This is a genomic window from Streptomyces sp. NPDC005438, from assembly GCF_040606315.1.
Lineage (GTDB): Bacteria > Actinomycetota > Actinomycetes > Streptomycetales > Streptomycetaceae > Streptomyces.
Genome location: NZ_JBEXEP010000003.1, coordinates 156,570 through 172,912, shown reverse-complemented (window position 1 = coordinate 172,912; position 16,343 = coordinate 156,570). Strand labels below are relative to the sequence as shown.

Here is a 16,343-nt window from a genome sequence, read left to right as displayed (position 1 = left end):
TGCTTGGCCGTCAAGCCCGTCAGGTCGGGCCCGAGCCACTACTTGATCAGGTAGATGGTGGCGAACAGGCCGATCCACACGACATCGACGAAGTGCCAGTAGTAGGACACGACGATGGCCGCGGTGGCCTGGTGATGGGTGAAGCGCCGCGCCATGTACGTCCGACCGAGGACGAACAGGAACGCGATCAACCCTCCCGTCACATGGAGCCCGTGGAAGCCGGTGGTCAGGTAGAACACCGAGCCGTACGGGTCCGAGGAGAGGGACAGGCCCTCGTGCTCGACCAGCTCCGTGTACTCGAAGACCTGACCTCCGATGAAGACGGACCCCATGACGAAGGTGACGATGAACCACATCCGCAGCTTCTTCACGTCACCGCGCTCGGCGGCGAACACGCCGAGCTGGCAGGTGAGCGAGGAGAGGACCAGGATCGTGGTGTTGGTCAGCGAGAACGGAAGGTTGAGCAGATCGGCCTGCTCCTTCCAGTACTCGGAACCCGTCACCGACCGCAGGGTGAAGTACATCGCGAAGAGGGCCGCGAAGAACATCAGCTCGGAACTCAACCAGATGATGGTTCCGACGCTGGTGAGGTTCGGTCGGTTGACCGAGGGGTGCGCGTGCCCGGTGTCTACTGCTGTTGCTGTCGCCACGACCGACATTATGTCGGTCCCTTATCCCGCCCTCACTCCGGGGGGTGCTCTTCGGTGTGTCCATGCCCTCTGGTCAGCTCAAACACCCCGCCCGGCAAGGTCATTCGACTTGCCGGCGACCCCGGTGGCGGTCCCCCTCCACGCCCGCGTCGGGCACCGGCGTCGGCCACCCTCGCGGGAGGCGCGTCGGGGCGCGTCGGGGCCTCGCGCGCCCCGCTCGCGGTCGCCGTCGGGGTGACCGGCACACCCTCCCCGACGGCGCCCCCGCGCCCGCCCACCGGGGGTGGGGCGGCGCTGTCGGCCCCGGGGGTGACCAAGTAGCATCCGAGGCATCGGCTCCCTGACCCGATGCCGTGTCTGTAGGGCCCAACTCCAGGAGGAACCAATGCAGCGGACCGCCACGGTGCTGGTCTACAGCGACGACGCCAACACCCGCGAGCAGGTGCGGCTGGCGGTCGGGCGGCGGCCCGCCGGGGACGTGCCCGAGGTCGAGTACGTGGAGTGCGCCACCATGCCCGCGGTGCTGAGCACCCTGGAGGAGCTGAAGGTGGACGTCTGTGTGCTGGACGGCGAGGCGGTGCCGGCCGGCGGCATGGGGGTGTGCCGTCAGATCAAGGACGAGATCTTCAACTGCCCGCCGGTGATGCTGCTGATCGGACGCCCCCAGGACGCCTGGCTGGCGACCTGGAGCCGGGCCGAGGCGGCGGTCTCGCACCCCATCGACCCGGTGGCCCTGGCCGACGGCCTGGCCCAGCTGCTGCGCGGCAGCCGCGAGTTGGCCGAGGCCTGACCCCCTCCGGGCGGTGACGCCCGCAGAGAGGGCCCGCGCAGAGGTGGACGGTGACCGCCCGGAGGAGGGTGGACGGTCACCGTCCCGGCCGCCCCGCCGCTCGGGCGGGGCGACCCGTCTGGGGCGGGAGCGCGGGAACCGCGCGCGGCCCCGCCGGTCACAGCTCGGGTTGGAGCCTGGCGGATGCCCCGGGTGCCCGGTGTGACTTTCCGTGGTCCCCGAGGGCGCTGCCCTCCTTCCACTTCTCCCAGCTGACGTTCCAGTCGCCGAAGCCGTTGTCGAACCCGGTCATCGGCTCGCCCTCGGTGTTGCGGTGGGTGATCGGATCGCCGGGTCGGACGTGGTCGAAGAACCACTTGGCGTTCTCGGTACTCATCCCGGTGCATCCGTGGCTGACGTTGTCCGCGCCCTGGGAACCCACGGACCAGGGGGCGGCGTGGACGTACTCCCCGCTCCAGGTGAGCCGGGTGGCCCAGTGCACCGGCAGGTCGTAGGAGTCGGCGCTGCCCTCGGCGATGCCCACGCTGGTGCCGCGCATCCGTACGAACGCCTGCTTCTCCAGGACGACCTTGGTGCCGGTACGGGTACGGAAGCCGGCCTTGCCGGTGGTGATCGGTATCTTCCTGATGACCTTGCCGTTCTTCTTGAACAGCATCTGGTGGCTGCCGGCGTCGGCTGTCGCCTCGACCCGTTCCCCGATGGTCAGGGACAGCGGCTTGCTCTCCCCGCCACGCAGTCCGTGACGGACGCGTACCCCGTCCAGGGTGGACCGTACGGTCACCTTGGTGTGGGCCGGCCAGTACTCGCGGGGCCGGAAGCGGACCTCCTTGCCGTCGACCCAGTGCCAGCCGCCCTGGACGGCGGGGGTGGACTCGACCTTGAGGGCCTGCTCGACCGTGCGGCGCTCCTGACGGTTGCGCACCGGCTGGCTCAGCTTGGCGGTGAGGGGCTGAGCGACCCCGTACTCCCCCGACTTGGGTCCGAAGGACACCTTGAGGCGGTCCTCCGTGGCCGGCTTGGTGCGGAAGCGCAGTACGCGCTGGCCGGGGGCTCCACCGTCGGTCTCGGTGCTGACCCGGACCGTGTAGCTCACCCCGGCGGCCAGCGGTCCGGTGCTGTGCCAACGGGTCCCGTCCCGGTTGAGGCGGCCCGCCAGATGACGCCCGGAGGCGTCCTGAGCCACCACGTCGGATATTCGGTCCTCGCCCTTCGCGGTCACCACCAGCGGCTTGCTGGAGTCCACGGTCCGACTGTTGTCGGGGGCGCTCATGTCGACCTGGTCGACCGCGTCGTACGGTTCGGCGGACTGCGGGTGGGAGGAGTCGCCGCACGAGGTCAGCCCCGCCGCCAGGGGCGCCAGTATCAGGGCGCTGGCTATGGCCTTCCGGCGATGTGCTCTGTGGCTCATGCGGCCACGTTAGGAAGAACTCCGGCCCACGGCCCGGCAAGCGCGTACAAACGGGTAGGGCCCCGGATCACTCCGGGGCCCTACCGTGCCGGTCCCGCCCGTGGGGGCGCGGGACCCGTGCTGTCACTGGTTCTGGTTCTCACCGTGGTAGTACTCGAAGACCCAGCCGAAGACGCCGATCAGCAGCAGCGGCAGGGAGAAGTACAGCAGCCACCAGTCGAAGACCACGCCCAGGAAGGCGAAGGCCCCGCCGAGGCCCAGCACCAGGGGCTGCCAGCTGTGGGGGCTGAAGAACCCCAACTCGCCGGCGTCGTCCGCCACGTCGGCGTCCTCGTTGTCCTGCGCCCCGACGTCGACCCGACGCGCGGTGAACCAGAGGTAGTAGCCGATCATGAGGGTCAGCCCGAAGGCCAGGAACAGCGCGGTGGTGCCCACCGGCTCCTTGGACCACAGCCCGTAGACGATGGCGACCGCGAGGACGAAGACGGCCAGCCCGACGAACAGCTTGCCCTGGAACTTCACTTGTCGCCCTCCTTGCCGCCGGCCAGCGCCTTCTCGCCCGCGTGGGTGTTCTCCAGTTGGTCCTGCTCGGCGATCTCCGGGTGGTGGAGGTCGAAGGCGGGGGATTCGGAGCGGATACGGGGCAGGGTGAGGAAGTTGTGCCTCGGGGGCGGGCAGGAGGTCGCCCACTCCAGCGAACGGCCGTAGCCCCAGGGGTCGTCGACCTCCACCGGCTTGCCGTACTTGGCGGTCTTCCAGATGTTGTAGAAGAACGGCAGGATCGACAGGCCCAGCAGGAACGAGCTGATGGTGGAGACCGTGTTCAGCGCGGTCAGGTTGTCCGCCGCGAGGTAGTCGGCGTACCGACGGACCATACCCTCGGTGCCCAGCCAGTGCTGCACCAGGAAGGTGCCGTGGAAGCCGATGAACAGGGTCCAGAAGGTGATCTTGCCCAGCCGCTCGTCCAGCATCTTGCCGGTGAACTTGGGCCACCAGAAGTGGAACCCGGCGAACATCGCGAACACCACGGTGCCGAAGACCACGTAGTGGAAGTGGGCCACCACGAAGTAGGTGTCCGACACGTGGAAGTCCAGCGGCGGCGAGGCCAGGATGACGCCGGTCAGACCACCGAACAGGAAGGTGATCAGGAAGCCCACGGTCCACAGCATCGGTGTCTCGAAACTGAGTGACCCCTTCCACATGGTGCCGATCCAGTTGAAGAACTTCACCCCTGTGGGCACCGCGATCAGGAAGGTCATGAACGAGAAGAAGGGCAGCAACACCCCTCCGGTGACGTACATGTGGTGCGCCCACACGGTCACCGACAGACCGGCGATACCGATGGTGGCGGCCACCAGACCGATGTAGCCGAACATCGGCTTGCGGCTGAAGACCGGGATGACCTCGGAGACGATGCCGAAGAACGGCAACGCGATGATGTACACCTCGGGATGGCCGAAGAACCAGAACAGGTGTTGCCACAGCAACGCGCCGCCGTTGGCGGCGTCGAAGACGTGTGCCCCGAACTTACGGTCCGCCTCCAGGGCGAACAGCGCGGCGGCCAGCACCGGGAAGGCCAGCAGCACCAGCACACCGGTGAGCAGCACGTTCCAGGTGAAGATCGGCATACGGAACATGGTCAGGCCCGGCGCCCGCATACAGATGATGGTGGTGATGAAGTTGACCGAGCCGAGGATGGTGCCGAAGCCGGAGAGCGCCAGGCCCATGATCCACATGTCGGCGCCCACTCCCGGGGAGCGGATCGCGTCCGACAGCGGGGAGTAGGCGAACCAGCCGAAGTCGGCGGCGCCCTGCGGGGTGAGGAAGCCACCCACCGCGATCAGCGAGCCGAACAGGTAGAGCCAGTAAGCGAACATGTTCAGCCGGGGGAACGCCACGTCGGGCGCGCCGATCTGCAACGGCATGATCCAGTTGGCGAAGCCGGCGAACAGCGGGGTGGCGAACATCAGCAGCATGACCGTGCCATGCATGGTGAACGCCTGGTTGAACTGCTCGTTCGACATCAACTGGGTGCCGGGGCGGGCCAGTTCGGCGCGCATCAGCAGCGCCATCACACCGCCGACCACGAAGAAGGCGAAGGAGGTGATGAGGTACAGGCTGCCGATGGTCTTGTGGTCGGTGGTGGTCAGCCACTTGACGACGACGTTGCCCGGCTCTTTGCGGCGCACCGGCGGCTGGGCTGAGGAGCCCTCGGCCGCTGCGGCACCCTGGGATTCGTTGAGGATGCTCACGGGTTATTCGTCTCCGCGTTCTTGGCGGCGTTCGACTGGGCGATGCCCGCCGGGAGGTAGCCGGTCTTGCCCTTCTTGGCCAGGTCCTTCAGGTGCTGCTGGTAGCGCTCCGGCGAGACGACCTTGACGTTGAACAGCATCCGGGAGTGGTCGACGCCGCAGAGTTCGGCGCACTTGCCCCGGAAGGTGCCCTCCTTGTTGGGAGTCACCTCGAAGGTGTTGGTGTGCCCGGGGATGGTGTCCTGCTTCATCAGGAACGGCAGCACCCAGAAGGAGTGGATGACGTCCCTGGAGGTCAGGATGAACTTCACCTTCTCCCCCTTGGGCAGCCACAGGGTGGGACCCGGGTTGCCGTTCTGGGGGTTGCGGGTACCCGGCACGCCCTCGTCGTAGACGCCCTCGGCACCCTTGGGGACGTTCTTCATCATCCGGTCGGGGATGGCCGACAGTTCCTTCTTGGACTGGGCCTGGGAGGTGGACGGGTCGCCGTCCACGTCCTCCATGTAGTTGAAGGCCCAACTCCACTGGAAACCGACCACGTTCACCACGTGGGTGGGCTTCGCGGAGGTCTCCAGCAGCTTGGCCTCGTCCCGGGCGGTGAAGTAGAAGAACACCGAGACGATCACCAGCGGGACCGCGGTGTAGAGCGCCTCGATGGGCATGTTGTACCGGGTCTGTGCCGGGACCTCGACCTTGGTGCGCGAACGCCGGTGGAAGATCACGCTCCACAGGATCAGGCCCCACACGAGCACGCCGGTGGCGAGCGCCGCCGCCCACGAGCCCTGCCACAGGTGGAGAATCCGCGGTGCCTCGTCCGTGACGGGCGTCGGCATACCGAGCCGAGGAAAGTCCTTGGAGGTGCACCCGGTAGCGGTCACAAGGACCAGGCCCACAGTCAGCGCCTGCAGCAGCTTCCGCTGCAAGGGGCGCCGTGACATGGGGGTACCGCCCACGCCCGACAGGCGGTGGGGGAGGTCGGAGCCGTTGGGACTCACGTAGCGCCTTCCCGAGGGTCTCGCCCGCTCAGCCGGGCTCGGCCTTGGTGGTGGTCGGGCGCCGGCCCTGGCACGGGCAGGGTTTGATGTTTATGCGGACCAAACCCTACTGGACGCTATTTGGCGTCGCGCGGGGAGGGTGCCCAACGCGCCGCGACCCCCTCCGATGGGGTGGCGCCGACGGATCGGTGACCGTCAACCTCCGTGGTCAGCCCGGTGATACGGCCCTCGGCGGCACCCTGGCGGAACCGGCCGCCGAGGCCCGTGGCCCGGTCCACGACGGCGGGCTAGCGTGGCGGCGTGCCCTACTTCGACACCGCCTCCGCCGCTCCCCTGCACCCGGTCGCCCGACAGGCCCTGACGGCCGCCCTGGACGAGGGGTGGGCCGACCCCGCCCGGCTCCACCGGGAGGGGCGCCGGGCCCGGATGCTGCTGGACGCCGCCCGGGAGACCGCCGCCGAGGCGGTGGGGTGCCGCCCGGACGAGCTGAGCTTCACCTCCTCCGGCACCCAGGCGCTGCACACCGGGGTGGCCGGTGCCCTGGCCGGCCGCTCCCGGGTGGGCCGGGGGCTGACGTACTCGGCGGTGGAGCACTCGGCGGTGCTGCACGCCGGGGAGGCGCACCAGCGGGGCGGGGGCACGGTGACCGAGGTGCCGGTGGACCGGAACGGACGGGTGGACCCGGAGGTGTACGGGGCCTCGCTGGCCGCCGACACCGCCCTGGCCTGCCTCCAGTCCGCCAACCACGAGGTGGGCACCGTGCAGCCGGTGGCCGAAGTGGCCGGGCGGTGCCGGGAGTTGGGGGTGCCGTTGCTGGTGGACGCGGCGCAGTCGCTGCCCTGGGGGCCGGTGGAGGGTGACTGGTCGCTGCTGACCGGCAGCGCCCACAAGTGGGGCGGGCCGCCGGGGGTGGGCCTGCTGGTGGTGCGCAAGGGCACCCGTTTCGCGGTGCCGGGCCCCCGTGACGAGCGGGAGTCGGGCCGTGCGGTGGGGGTGGAGAACGTACCGGCGATCGTGGCGGCGGCGGCTTCCCTGCGGGCGGTGCGGGAGGAGGCGGACGCGGAGGCCGGGCGGCTGCGGTCGCTGGTGGAGCGGCTGCGGGAGGAGGTACCCCGGGTGGTGCCGGACACCGAGGTGGTCGGCGATCCGGTACGCCGGCTGCCGCACCTGGTGACCTTCTCCTGTCTCTATGTCGACGGGGAGGCCCTGCTGCACGCCCTGAACGAGCGGGGTTTCTCGGTGTCCTCCGGCTCCTCGTGCACGTCGAGCACGCTCACGCCCAGCCATGTGCTGAAGGCGATGGGGGTGCTGTCCGAGGGCAACGTACGGGTGTCGCTGCCGGTGGGGACGCCGACCGAGGAGGTGGAGCGGCTGCTGACGGTGCTGCCCGGGGCGGTGGCCTCGGTGCGCCAGCACCTCGGCGGGCCGGGCCAGGAGGAGGACCGGGGCGCGCGGGTCGGGCCCGAGGAAGGGCAACCGGACGCGGAGCGGCGGGAGTTGACGGTGGACGCGCTGGGCCGCCGGTGCCCGATCCCGGTGATCGAGCTGGCCCGGGTCATCGACCGGGTGCCGGTGGGCGGACTGGTGCGGGTGCTGGCCGACGACGAGGCGGCCCGGCTGGACATCCCCGCCTGGTGCGAGATGCGGGGGCAGCACTTCGAGGGCGTCAGCGGTACGGAGTACCGGGTACGCCGCCGGTCCTGAGCCGAGAGCCCAGGACCGGCCGACCCGGTGGTGGAGCCGGGACTCCTGACGGTTACTTGAGGAAGGCGCTGACCTCGGTGGCCGCCTCGTCGCCGTACGCCTTGGTGAACCGCTCCATGAAGCGGGCCCGGGACAGCTCGTACTCCTGGGTGCCGACGGTCTCGATCACCAGGGTGGCCAACATGCAGCCCAGTTGGGCGGCGCGCTCCAGGCTCACGCCCCAGGCCAGACCGGACAGGAAGCCGGCGCGGAAGGCGTCGCCGACACCGGTCGGGTCGACCTTGGCGTCCTCCTGGGGGCAGCTGACGGTGATCGGCTCCTCGCCGTCACGCTCGATGCGGACACCGTTCTTGCCGAGGGTGGTGATGCGGTGGCCCACCCGGCTCAGGATGTCCTGCGAGGTCCAGCCGGTCTTGGACTCGACGAGTTCGGCCTCGTACTCGTTGGTGAACAGGTAGGTCGCGTCCTGCACCAGGCCCCGGATCTCCTCGCCGTCCATGCGGGCGATCTGCTGGGAGAAGTCGGCGCCGAAGGGGATTCCCCGGGAACGGCACTCCTCGGTGTGCCGCATCATCGCCTCCGGGTCGTCCGCCCCGATGACGACCAGGTCCAGCCCGCCGACCCGCTGGGCCACGGTCTGGAGTTCGATCTGGCGGGCCTCGCTCATGGCGCCGGCGTAGAAGGAGCCGATCTGGTTGTGGTCGGCGTCGGTGGTGCACACGAAGCGGGCGGTGTGCAGCACCTCGGAGATCCGCACCGAGCTGGTGTCCACCCCGTGCCGGTCCAGCCAGGCGCGGTACTCGTCGAAGTCGGCGCCGGCGGCGCCGACCAGGATCGGCCGGGCGCCCAACTGGCCCATGCCGAAACAGATGTTGGCGGCCACACCGCCACGGCGGATCTCCAGTCCGTCGACGAGGAAGGAGAGCGAGACCGTGTGCAGCTGATCCGCGACGAGCTGGTCGGTGAACCGACCGGGGAACGTCATCAGATGGTCGGTGGCGATGGATCCGGTAACGGCGATACGCACGAGAATCTGCTCCCGATGGGGATGGGGAAAGGGGACAGCGGGCGTGCTTACGCTACCTCGCGAGCCGGATTCGCCGTAGCGGCCAAAACTACCCAAAGGTAGGGCTTACCCGACCGACCAGTACGGCTTAGCGTCACCACCATGAGTGACATCCTCTCCGCCCCGTCCGCACCCGCCTGGCCCCACACCTCCGAACCGGAGTCGCTGGAGCAACTGCGCGGTGACTGCGCGCGGATCGACGCCCGCTACACCCTCAACACCGTGCACCCGCTGAGCCCGATCCCGGCCGCGCACTCCCTGCCGAGCGGCGTTCGGGTTCCCGCGAGCTCCGCTCAACTCCTCGACGGAATGTCCTCCTACGGGGACTGAGCTGCGGGTTTCCCCCACAGCGGCCTCCCCTCGCACCCCCTCGGCCGGCCCCCTGGCCGACTGAGGGGAAAATTCCCGGGAACCGACTCGGCACCTTCCCCGTCTCATCGGCGACCCTCACCGGAGGGATCCGGCAACTCGGGGAAGCACAACCCCCCGCACACTCCCCGAGTGGCCTGACTGCAAGCGGAGCCCGAAGGAGCGTGCGGTGAGCATGGAACCCACACCCGAAACCGACAACCGACGCGGCAAGGTCACCATCATCGCCGTGGCAACGGCAGCCGTACTGGCCGTCGGCGGCGGAGGCGCTTTCCTGGCATCGTCCTCCGGTTCCGACGCCGAGTCCACCGCCAACTCCGGGGACAGCAAGCCCTCCCCGCTGCGGCTGGACGGCTACGGCCAGAAGGCGGAGAGCACCAAGAAGGACAAGGGCATCGCGCCCGGTGAGCCGTACTCCACCACCTACAAGGCCAAGGGCGAACTGCCCTCCGGCCCGGACTCGGCCCCCATCTACCAGACCAAGCCCACCGAGAAGTCCAAGGTCTCGGAGCTGGCGAAGGCCCTGGAGGTCGTCGGCTCGCCCCGTCAGGAGGACGGCACCTGGAAGGTGGGCACCTCCCGGGACATGAAGGCCGGGACCCTGACCGTGGACGCCGGCAAGTCGCTGGGCCGCTGGAACTACAGCCGCTCCACCACCCCCGGCGAGAACAAGGGCAAGCCGGTCTCCGAGGAGAAGGCCAAGGACGCCATCGCCGACGCCCTCAAGGCGCTGGGCCTGGAGGACGCCGAGGTCAAGACCCAGTCGACCTACGGGTCGCAGCGGCTGCTGGCCGTCGAGCCCGAGGTCGGTGACCTGCCCACCCACAACTGGCGGTCCACGTTCACCCTGGACGACAAGGGCGAGCTGATCCGCGCCCAGGGCCGTCTGCCGCAGCTGGACAAGGGTGCCGACTACCCGCTGCTGACCGCCAAGCAGGCGCTGGCGGCCCTGAACAAGCACCGTGGCCAGAACGGTGGCATCGGCATCATGTGCGGCCAGGGCGGTTCCGAGGGCAAGGCCGGAAGCACCGGTAAGGCCGGGGAGTCCGGCAAGGCCGCCCCCTGCGGCCCGGCCCGGGACGGCAAGCAGGCCGCCGAGGTGGAGAAGGCCACCTTCGGCCTGGCCTCGCACTACTCCGACGGCAAGCCGCTGCTGGTGCCGTCCTGGATCTACGAGGTGAAGCTGCCGGGTGCCAAGGACAACTACCCGGTCTCGTACCCCGCGCTGAAGCCGGAGTTCATCATCCAGCAGAAGAACGACGAGGTCTCCGGCGGCGGCCGGACCCTGTCCCCCCAGTCGGTCGAGCCCTACAAGGCCGATGACAAGAAGCTGAAGCTGCACTTCTGGGGTGGGGTCTGCGACAACTACGAGGCCGTGACCAAGGAGTCCAAGGACGAGGTACGGATCAACGTGAAGTCGACCCCGAAGAAGGGCCAGACCAAGTGCATCAAGATCGCCAAGCGGCTGTCGGTGGACGTGGAGCTGGACAAGGCGGTCGGTGAGCGGAAGATCGTGGACGGCAACGCCGGCAAGCCCCTGCCGCAGAAGAAGGAGCTTCCGCAGAAGCGGTGACCTCAGTGGGGTGCCGTGGGGGGCGCCCCATCTGAGCACCGCGTGAGAGAGGGCCCGTACCGGGCCGATGTCGAGGGCGGCGGATCCCGTGGGGGGAGTCCGCCGCCCTCGACGACGTTCGCGCGGGCCCCTGAGCCACTGACGACCTTCGCGGAACACCGCGGAGGTCGTCAGTGGGCCGCGAACTCATCGCGGGCGCACGAGCGACCCGTCGTGGCTGGCTTTGGTGGGAGGCTTCACGGCTGGCCCTTGCGACCGAGCGTCGTGGTGACCGTCGTCGACGCCATCGGGAACCTCGCGCCATCGACGCCACACCTGCACCTGCGTCTGGACGTGGCCTCGTCGCGGGGTCCGCGGAGGTGGCCGAGGTCGCTGCGGGGGTCACAGTCGCGTCGCCCGTGGAACCCGTCGCCGGATGGCACTGGCGTGGGGGCGGGTCCGATGACCACGCGGAACACCGGGCCGCCCGCGTCCCCGTCCGGGGAGCCCGTGTCCGGGGATACGAGGGCCCTCGTCCGCGCGGGGATCCTCCGTCCGGCTCGCGGCCGGGCCCGTGGGTACCGGCACGAAGGAGCGCACCCGAGCGACGACCGGGACGTCACCCGTACGACAACCTTCGACCCGTCATCCCCGGACGCGGCAGCCGTACCCGGGCACACCTACGGGGCGGGGTGACCGCCTTCCCCGACGGTCACCCCGCCCCGTAGGTGGTGCTTCTCAGCTGAAGGAGTCGCCGCAGGCGCAGGAGCCGGTGGCGTTGGGGTTGTCGATGGTGAAGCCCTGCTTCTCGATGGTGTCCACGAAGTCGATGGAGGCGCCGCCGAGGTAGGGGGCGCTCATCCGGTCGGTGACGACCTTGACGCCGTCGAAGTCCTTGACCACGTCGCCGTCGAGCGAACGCTCGTCGAAGAACAGCTGGTAACGCAGGCCGGAGCAACCGCCGGGCTGCACGGCCACCCGCAGCGCCAGATCCTCACGGCCCTCCTGCTCCAGCAGGCTCTTGACCTTCGACGCCGCAGCGTCCGACAGGATGATGCCTTCGCTCACGGCGGTCTCGTCCGATACGGACATCTGCTTCTCTCCCGGGTTTGTACGGTCTGCAAGAACCACCAGCGACAACCGGCGGCTTCCCGGATTCATTCCAGGTCTGGCACGGAGACTTCTCGCGATTTCCGTTCCCTCATGCTCGCACACCGCGTCGAGCGGGTCACGGTCTCGCCGGGCGCCGCAGGGCGTCGGACGCTGTGGCCTCAACCACCCTCCCCCGCCCCGGTCCACCGGGGTCGCGCCCCCGAACCGCCGCTCGGGCATCCCCTCGGGGCCGCCCGGTACGTCGGGGTGGCCAACGTCCTGACGCGGGGCGGGAGTTGGCCTCACGCGGGGTGGCCGTGGGGCCCGCGCAGCCGTGTGGGAACCGGGTGGGCGCGCCCGACTAGTGATGCGTCACATCGACGCTATCGGCATCGTCAAAGTGACGTGAAGCGGTTATGATAGATAGCGTCAGTTAGACGAAAAGGGCCTCCCGGAAACTCCGGCGACCCCGGAGAACTCCCCAGCAGAGAAAGGGTGCGTGACGTGACCACCGCCCACACCCCCCTGACCGGCGCCACCCGGCCCGGCGGGGACACCCTCGACGTACAGCCCACCCCGCTCGCCCTGCTGCTGCTCGGCCGACAGTCCGACGCCACCAGCGAACGGGGCGTGGACTGCCCCGGCGACCTGCCCTCCCCCTCCGACCCGGACCTGGTGGAGCGCGCCCGCGCGGCCAAGGAGAAGCTCGGCGACAGGGTCTTCGTGCTGGGCCACCACTACCAGCGGGACGAGGTCATCGAGTTCGCCGACGTGACCGGGGACTCCTTCAAGCTCGCCCGGGACGCCGCCGCCCGCCCCGAGGCCGAGTACATCGTCTTCTGCGGCGTCCACTTCATGGCCGAGTCGGCCGACATCCTCACCAACGACGCCCAGCGGGTCGTCCTCCCCGACCTGGCGGCCGGCTGCTCCATGGCCGACATGGCCAGCGCCGAGCAGGTCGCCGAGTGCTGGGACGTACTGAACGAGGCCGGGGTGGCCGAGGACACCGTGCCGGTGTCGTACATGAACTCCTCCGCCGACATCAAGGCGTTCACCGGCCGTCACGGCGGCACCATCTGCACCTCCTCCAACGCCCGGCGGGCCCTGGACTGGGCCTTCTCCCAGGTCGACGGTGAGCGCGGCAAGGTGCTGTTCCTGCCCGACCAGCACCTGGGCCGTAACACCGTGGTCCGCGAGATGGGCATGACCCTCGACGACTGCGTGGTCTACAACCCGCACAAGCCGGGCGGGGGCCTCACCCCCCAGCAGTTGCGGGACGCCCGGATGATCCTCTGGCGCGGCCACTGCTCGGTGCACGGCCGCTTCTCCCTGGACTCGGTGCGCGAGGTCCGCGAACGCGTCCCGGGCGTGAACGTCCTGGTCCACCCCGAGTGCAAGCACGAGGTGGTGGCCGCCGCCGACTACGTGGGGTCGACCGAGTACATCATCAAGACCCTGGACGCGGCGCCCGCCGGCTCCCGTTGGGCCATCGGCACCGAACTGAACCTGGTGCGGCGGCTGGCGCACCGCTACGCGGACCAGGGCAAGGAGGTCGTCTTCCTGGACCGCACCGTGTGCTTCTGCTCCACCATGAACCGCATCGACCTGCCGCACCTGGTCTGGGCGTTGGAGTCCCTGGTGGAGGGCAAGGTGGTCAACCGCATCCAGGTCGACCAGGAGACCGAGAAGTTCGCCAAGCTCGCCCTGGAGCGGATGTTGGCACTGCCCTGATGTCCCGGAGTGAGGGGTGCGGGCCGTACGGGGGTCGTCCCCGCGCCCCTCTCCGCTGACCGGTACTGAACCGGTACTGACCGGCACCGAGCACCACTGAGCAAGGCTGCCCGGCGGTGTTCGGTGCCGGTCAGCGCGGTTCGGAGCCGGGTCGTACCAGCCCGCTCTCGTAGGCGGCCACCACCAGCTGGGCTCGGTCCCGGGCGCCCAGCTTGGCCATGGTGCGGTTGACGTGGGTCTTGACCGTCAGCGGGCTGACCGTGAGCCGCTCGGCGATCTCGTCGTTGGACAGCCCGCCGGCCACCAGCGCGAGCACCTCGCTCTCCCGGCCGGTGAGCACCTCCAGCCGGCCGGCCGCCTCCGCCGACACCTCGGCCGGCGCCCCACTCCCGTCCTGGGCCAGGAAGGCCGCGATCAGTTCCCGGGTAGCGGCCGGGGACAGCAGCGACTCCCCCTCGGCGGCGGTACGGATGGCGTGCAGCAGCTCGGAGGGCTCGGCGCCCTTGCCCAGGAAGGCGGAGGCGCCGGCCCGCAGGGACTCGGCCACGTAGTCGTCGGCCTCGAAGGTCGTCAGGATCACCACCTTCACCCCGGCCAGGTCGGGGTCGGCGCTCAGGGCCCGGGTCGCCTGCACCCCGTCCACGCCCGGCATCCTGATGTCCATCAGCACCACGTCCGCCCGCTCCGCCCGGGTCACCTCCACCGCCTCGGCGCCGTTGGAGGCCTCACCCACCACCTCCATGTCCGGTTCGGAGTCCACCAGTACGCGGAAGGCGCTGCGCAACAGCGCCTGGTCGTCGGCCAGCACCACCCGGATCGTCCCGCTCATCGCCGTGAGTTCTCCGTGCTCCTCGTGTCCCCCGCCGTTCCCGGCGTACCGCTCGCCGTCCCGCTCTCCGAGGAGCGCGCGGCCGGGTCGCCGGGCGGACCGGGGGTGCTGTGGTCAGCGCCGTCATGGGCGCCGTCATGAGTGCTGTCGGTGTGGTGATCGGCACCGCCGGAGTCGGGGGCACCGCCGGAGTCGGGGGCACCGCTGTCGCCGGAGGCACCGGCGCGGCCCCGGCCACTGGGGTCGCGGCACAGCGCCTTCCTGGACGTCGACGACCAGCACTCCCCCGCGCGGGGACGGCTCTCGGCCCGGGTACCGGGCAGGGGCAGCCGTACCGAGACGCGGAACCCGCCCTCCGGTCGGGGGCCGGCGAAGAACTCACCGTCCAGGGCCGCCGCCCGCTCCCGCATCCCCAGCAGTCCGTGCCCCCCGGAGCCCCGGGGCCCGCTCCCCCGCCGCGAGCCCTGGCCGTCGTCGGTCACCGTGACCTGGAGGGCGTACCGCTCGCGGGCGACCCGCACCTGGGCCCGCACCCCCGGGCCGCCGTGCTTGTGGCTGTTGGTGAGTGCCTCCTGCACCACCCGGTACGCGGTGAGGTCGACCGCCGCGGGCAGCGACTGCCCGGGCACCGGCAGGTCCTGCCGCAGCCGTACCGGCAGTCCCGCCAGCTCGAAGCTCTCCACCAGTTCCTCCAACACCCCCAGTCCGGGCGCCGGTTCGGTGGGCGCCAGGGGGTCGCCGGTCTGCCGCAGCAGCCCCACGGTGGTCTGGAGTTCGTCCAGGGCGTGCCGGCTCGCCTCCCGTACGTGGGCCAGCGCCTCCCTGGCCTGGTCCGGTCGGCGGTCCATGACGTGGGAGGCCACCCCGGCCTGGACGTTGACCAGCGCGATGTGGTGGGCCACCACGTCGTGCAGCTCCCGGGCGATGCGCATCCGTTCCTCCGCCACCCGACGCCGGGCCTCCTCCTCGCGGGTCCGCTCCGCGCGTTCGGCCCGCTCCCGCATGGCGGCCACGAAGGCCCGCCGGCTGCGCACCGCGTCCCCGGCCGCCGCGGCCATGCAGGTCCAGGCGAAGATGCCGATGTTCTCCTGGGCGTACCAGGGGCGCGCCCCGAAGGCCAGGCCGACGGCGGTCAGCACCACGATGGTCAGCCCGCCCACCCGCCAGGTGGTCGGACGGTCGGTGGAGGCGGCGACGGTGTACAGGGCCACCGCGGAACCGGTCGCCAACGGGGCGTGTGGGCTGGTGGGCGCGGTCGGCTGGGACAGCAGGCCGACCAGGGTGAAGGTGCCGGTCAGACAGAGCACCAGGAAGGGCTGGCGGCGCCGCCACACCAGCGCCAGGCTGGACAGCACCGACAGCACCACCATGACCGGGGACACCGGGCGTCCCGTGATCAGTGGCTGTCGCCCGTCGTGGTCGTACCCGGCGGCAGCCCCGGCCATCATCAGCACGAAGGCGCCCGTCGCCAGCAGGGCGTCCGCCAACGACGGGTGCTCGCGCAGCCAACCCCACAGACGGGACGGCCACTCACGTACCGTCCCGTTCAACGAGCGGTCTCAGTTCGGGATGAGCCCGTCATCGCTGAGCATCTCGCGGACCTGCTCCAGGGTGGCCTCGGGCGAGGGCAGGATCAGCTCGGAGGGTTCCAGGGAGTCGGCCGGCAGCTCGCTGCCCAGCCGACGGACGGCCTCCAGCAGGGCACCCAGAGTCCTACGGAAACCCTCCTCGTCGCCGGTCTCCATCTCCTCCAGCAACTCGTCGTCGAGCTTGTTCAGCTCCGCGAAGTGGCTGTCGTCCAGCTTGACTTGGCCTTCCCCCATGATCCGTACGATCACGACGTTCTCCTAACTCACCTGCTGACGAGGGGCCGACGGCGGTCACGGTCCCACCGCGAGGCCCGTG

Annotated in this window: 14 protein-coding genes and 1 pseudogene; 5 read left to right on the top strand and 10 right to left on the bottom strand. The window is 70.1% G+C overall.

Features of this window, described 5'->3' with window-relative positions:
• Positions 1–38: 38 nt before the first annotated feature.
• Positions 39–659 (bottom strand): heme-copper oxidase subunit III, encoded by a 621-nt coding sequence (locus ABZT14_RS08995; protein ID WP_356298845.1) that lies wholly within the window; start codon positions 657–659, stop codon positions 39–41.
• A 376-nt stretch (positions 660–1,035) separates the two neighbouring features.
• On the opposite strand from ABZT14_RS08995, the gene ABZT14_RS08990 reads away from it, so the two are divergent.
• A complete protein-coding gene (locus ABZT14_RS08990; protein ID WP_356298843.1) occupies positions 1,036–1,440 on the top strand; it encodes a hypothetical protein in 405 nt (134 codons plus the stop codon).
• 157 nt (positions 1,441–1,597) lie between these two features.
• Here ABZT14_RS08990 and ABZT14_RS08985 read toward each other — a convergent pair whose 3' ends face one another.
• From ABZT14_RS08985 to coxB, 4 genes are all read right to left on the bottom strand, one after another.
• The gene (locus tag ABZT14_RS08985) at positions 1,598–2,848 is read right to left on the bottom strand and encodes an Ig-like domain-containing protein (protein ID WP_356298841.1); all 1,251 of its coding nucleotides are present in this window, start codon (positions 2,846–2,848) and stop codon (positions 1,598–1,600) included.
• A gap of 123 nt (positions 2,849–2,971) precedes the next feature.
• The gene (locus ABZT14_RS08980; protein ID WP_356298839.1) at positions 2,972–3,370 is read right to left on the bottom strand and encodes a cytochrome c oxidase subunit 4; all 399 of its coding nucleotides are present in this window, start codon (positions 3,368–3,370) and stop codon (positions 2,972–2,974) included.
• Positions 3,367–5,100 carry a cytochrome c oxidase subunit I gene (gene ctaD, locus ABZT14_RS08975; RefSeq protein WP_356298837.1) on the bottom strand — a complete coding sequence of 578 codons (1,734 nt, stop codon included), beginning with the start codon at positions 5,098–5,100 and terminating at the stop codon, positions 3,367–3,369. The genes ABZT14_RS08980 and ctaD overlap by 4 nt, the downstream gene beginning before the upstream one ends.
• Complete coding sequence (gene coxB / locus ABZT14_RS08970) at positions 5,097–6,095, bottom strand: cytochrome c oxidase subunit II (RefSeq protein ID WP_356298835.1); 999 nt, start codon at positions 6,093–6,095, stop codon at positions 5,097–5,099. The genes ctaD and coxB overlap by 4 nt, the downstream gene beginning before the upstream one ends.
• A gap of 300 nt (positions 6,096–6,395) precedes the next feature.
• On the opposite strand from coxB, the gene ABZT14_RS08965 reads away from it, so the two are divergent.
• On the top strand, positions 6,396–7,799 hold the full coding sequence (locus ABZT14_RS08965; RefSeq protein WP_356298833.1) for an aminotransferase class V-fold PLP-dependent enzyme: 1,404 nt from the start codon (positions 6,396–6,398) through the stop codon (positions 7,797–7,799).
• A 52-nt stretch (positions 7,800–7,851) separates the two neighbouring features.
• On the opposite strand, the gene ABZT14_RS08960 is transcribed toward ABZT14_RS08965, so the two are convergent.
• Positions 7,852–8,826: a carbohydrate kinase family protein gene (locus ABZT14_RS08960; RefSeq protein ID WP_356298831.1), complete on the bottom strand. Its 975-nt coding sequence runs from the start codon at positions 8,824–8,826 to the stop codon at positions 7,852–7,854.
• Between the two features lie 141 nt (positions 8,827–8,967).
• On the opposite strand from ABZT14_RS08960, the gene ABZT14_RS08955 reads away from it, so the two are divergent.
• Positions 8,968–9,195 carry a hypothetical protein gene (locus ABZT14_RS08955; RefSeq protein ID WP_356298830.1) on the top strand — a complete coding sequence of 76 codons (228 nt, stop codon included), beginning with the start codon at positions 8,968–8,970 and terminating at the stop codon, positions 9,193–9,195.
• 214 nt (positions 9,196–9,409) lie between these two features.
• Positions 9,410–10,807 carry a hypothetical protein gene (locus tag ABZT14_RS08950; protein WP_356298828.1) on the top strand — a complete coding sequence of 466 codons (1,398 nt, stop codon included), beginning with the start codon at positions 9,410–9,412 and terminating at the stop codon, positions 10,805–10,807.
• 717 nt (positions 10,808–11,524) lie between these two features.
• On the opposite strand, the gene erpA is transcribed toward ABZT14_RS08950, so the two are convergent.
• Complete coding sequence (erpA, locus tag ABZT14_RS08945; RefSeq protein ID WP_356298826.1) at positions 11,525–11,878, bottom strand: iron-sulfur cluster insertion protein ErpA; 354 nt, start codon at positions 11,876–11,878, stop codon at positions 11,525–11,527.
• Between the two features lie 525 nt (positions 11,879–12,403).
• Here erpA and nadA point away from each other — a divergent pair.
• Positions 12,404–13,609: a quinolinate synthase NadA gene (nadA, locus tag ABZT14_RS08940; RefSeq protein WP_356299314.1), complete on the top strand. Its 1,206-nt coding sequence runs from the start codon at positions 12,404–12,406 to the stop codon at positions 13,607–13,609.
• A 130-nt stretch (positions 13,610–13,739) separates the two neighbouring features.
• Here nadA and ABZT14_RS08935 read toward each other — a convergent pair whose 3' ends face one another.
• The 3 genes and pseudogenes from ABZT14_RS08935 to ABZT14_RS08925 all read right to left on the bottom strand — a co-directional run bounded on the left by ABZT14_RS08935 (position 13,740) and on the right by ABZT14_RS08925 (position 16,276).
• Positions 13,740–14,438, bottom strand: a complete 699-nt coding sequence (locus tag ABZT14_RS08935) for a response regulator transcription factor (protein ID WP_356298824.1) — start codon at positions 14,436–14,438, stop codon at positions 13,740–13,742.
• A 320-nt stretch (positions 14,439–14,758) separates the two neighbouring features.
• Positions 14,759–15,955 (bottom strand): annotated as a pseudogene (locus ABZT14_RS08930) (histidine kinase); the annotation flags it as partial.
• A gap of 42 nt (positions 15,956–15,997) precedes the next feature.
• Positions 15,998–16,276: a hypothetical protein gene (locus ABZT14_RS08925; RefSeq protein WP_356298822.1), complete on the bottom strand. Its 279-nt coding sequence runs from the start codon at positions 16,274–16,276 to the stop codon at positions 15,998–16,000.
• Positions 16,277–16,343: the final 67 nt, after the last annotated feature.

Coding starts and splice junctions, on each gene's coding strand:
- ABZT14_RS08955 (WP_356298830.1), top strand. CDS start 8,968: ATGAGTGACATCCTCTCCGCCCCGTCCGCACCCGCCTGGCCCCACACC.
- ABZT14_RS08950 (WP_356298828.1), top strand. CDS start 9,410: ATGGAACCCACACCCGAAACCGACAACCGACGCGGCAAGGTCACCATC.
- erpA (WP_356298826.1), bottom strand. CDS start 11,878: ATGTCCGTATCGGACGAGACCGCCGTGAGCGAAGGCATCATCCTGTCG.
- ABZT14_RS08935 (WP_356298824.1), bottom strand. CDS start 14,438: ATGAGCGGGACGATCCGGGTGGTGCTGGCCGACGACCAGGCGCTGTTG.
- ABZT14_RS08985 (WP_356298841.1), bottom strand. CDS start 2,848: ATGAGCCACAGAGCACATCGCCGGAAGGCCATAGCCAGCGCCCTGATA.
- ABZT14_RS08990 (WP_356298843.1), top strand. CDS start 1,036: ATGCAGCGGACCGCCACGGTGCTGGTCTACAGCGACGACGCCAACACC.
- ABZT14_RS08995 (WP_356298845.1), bottom strand. CDS start 659: ATGTCGGTCGTGGCGACAGCAACAGCAGTAGACACCGGGCACGCGCAC.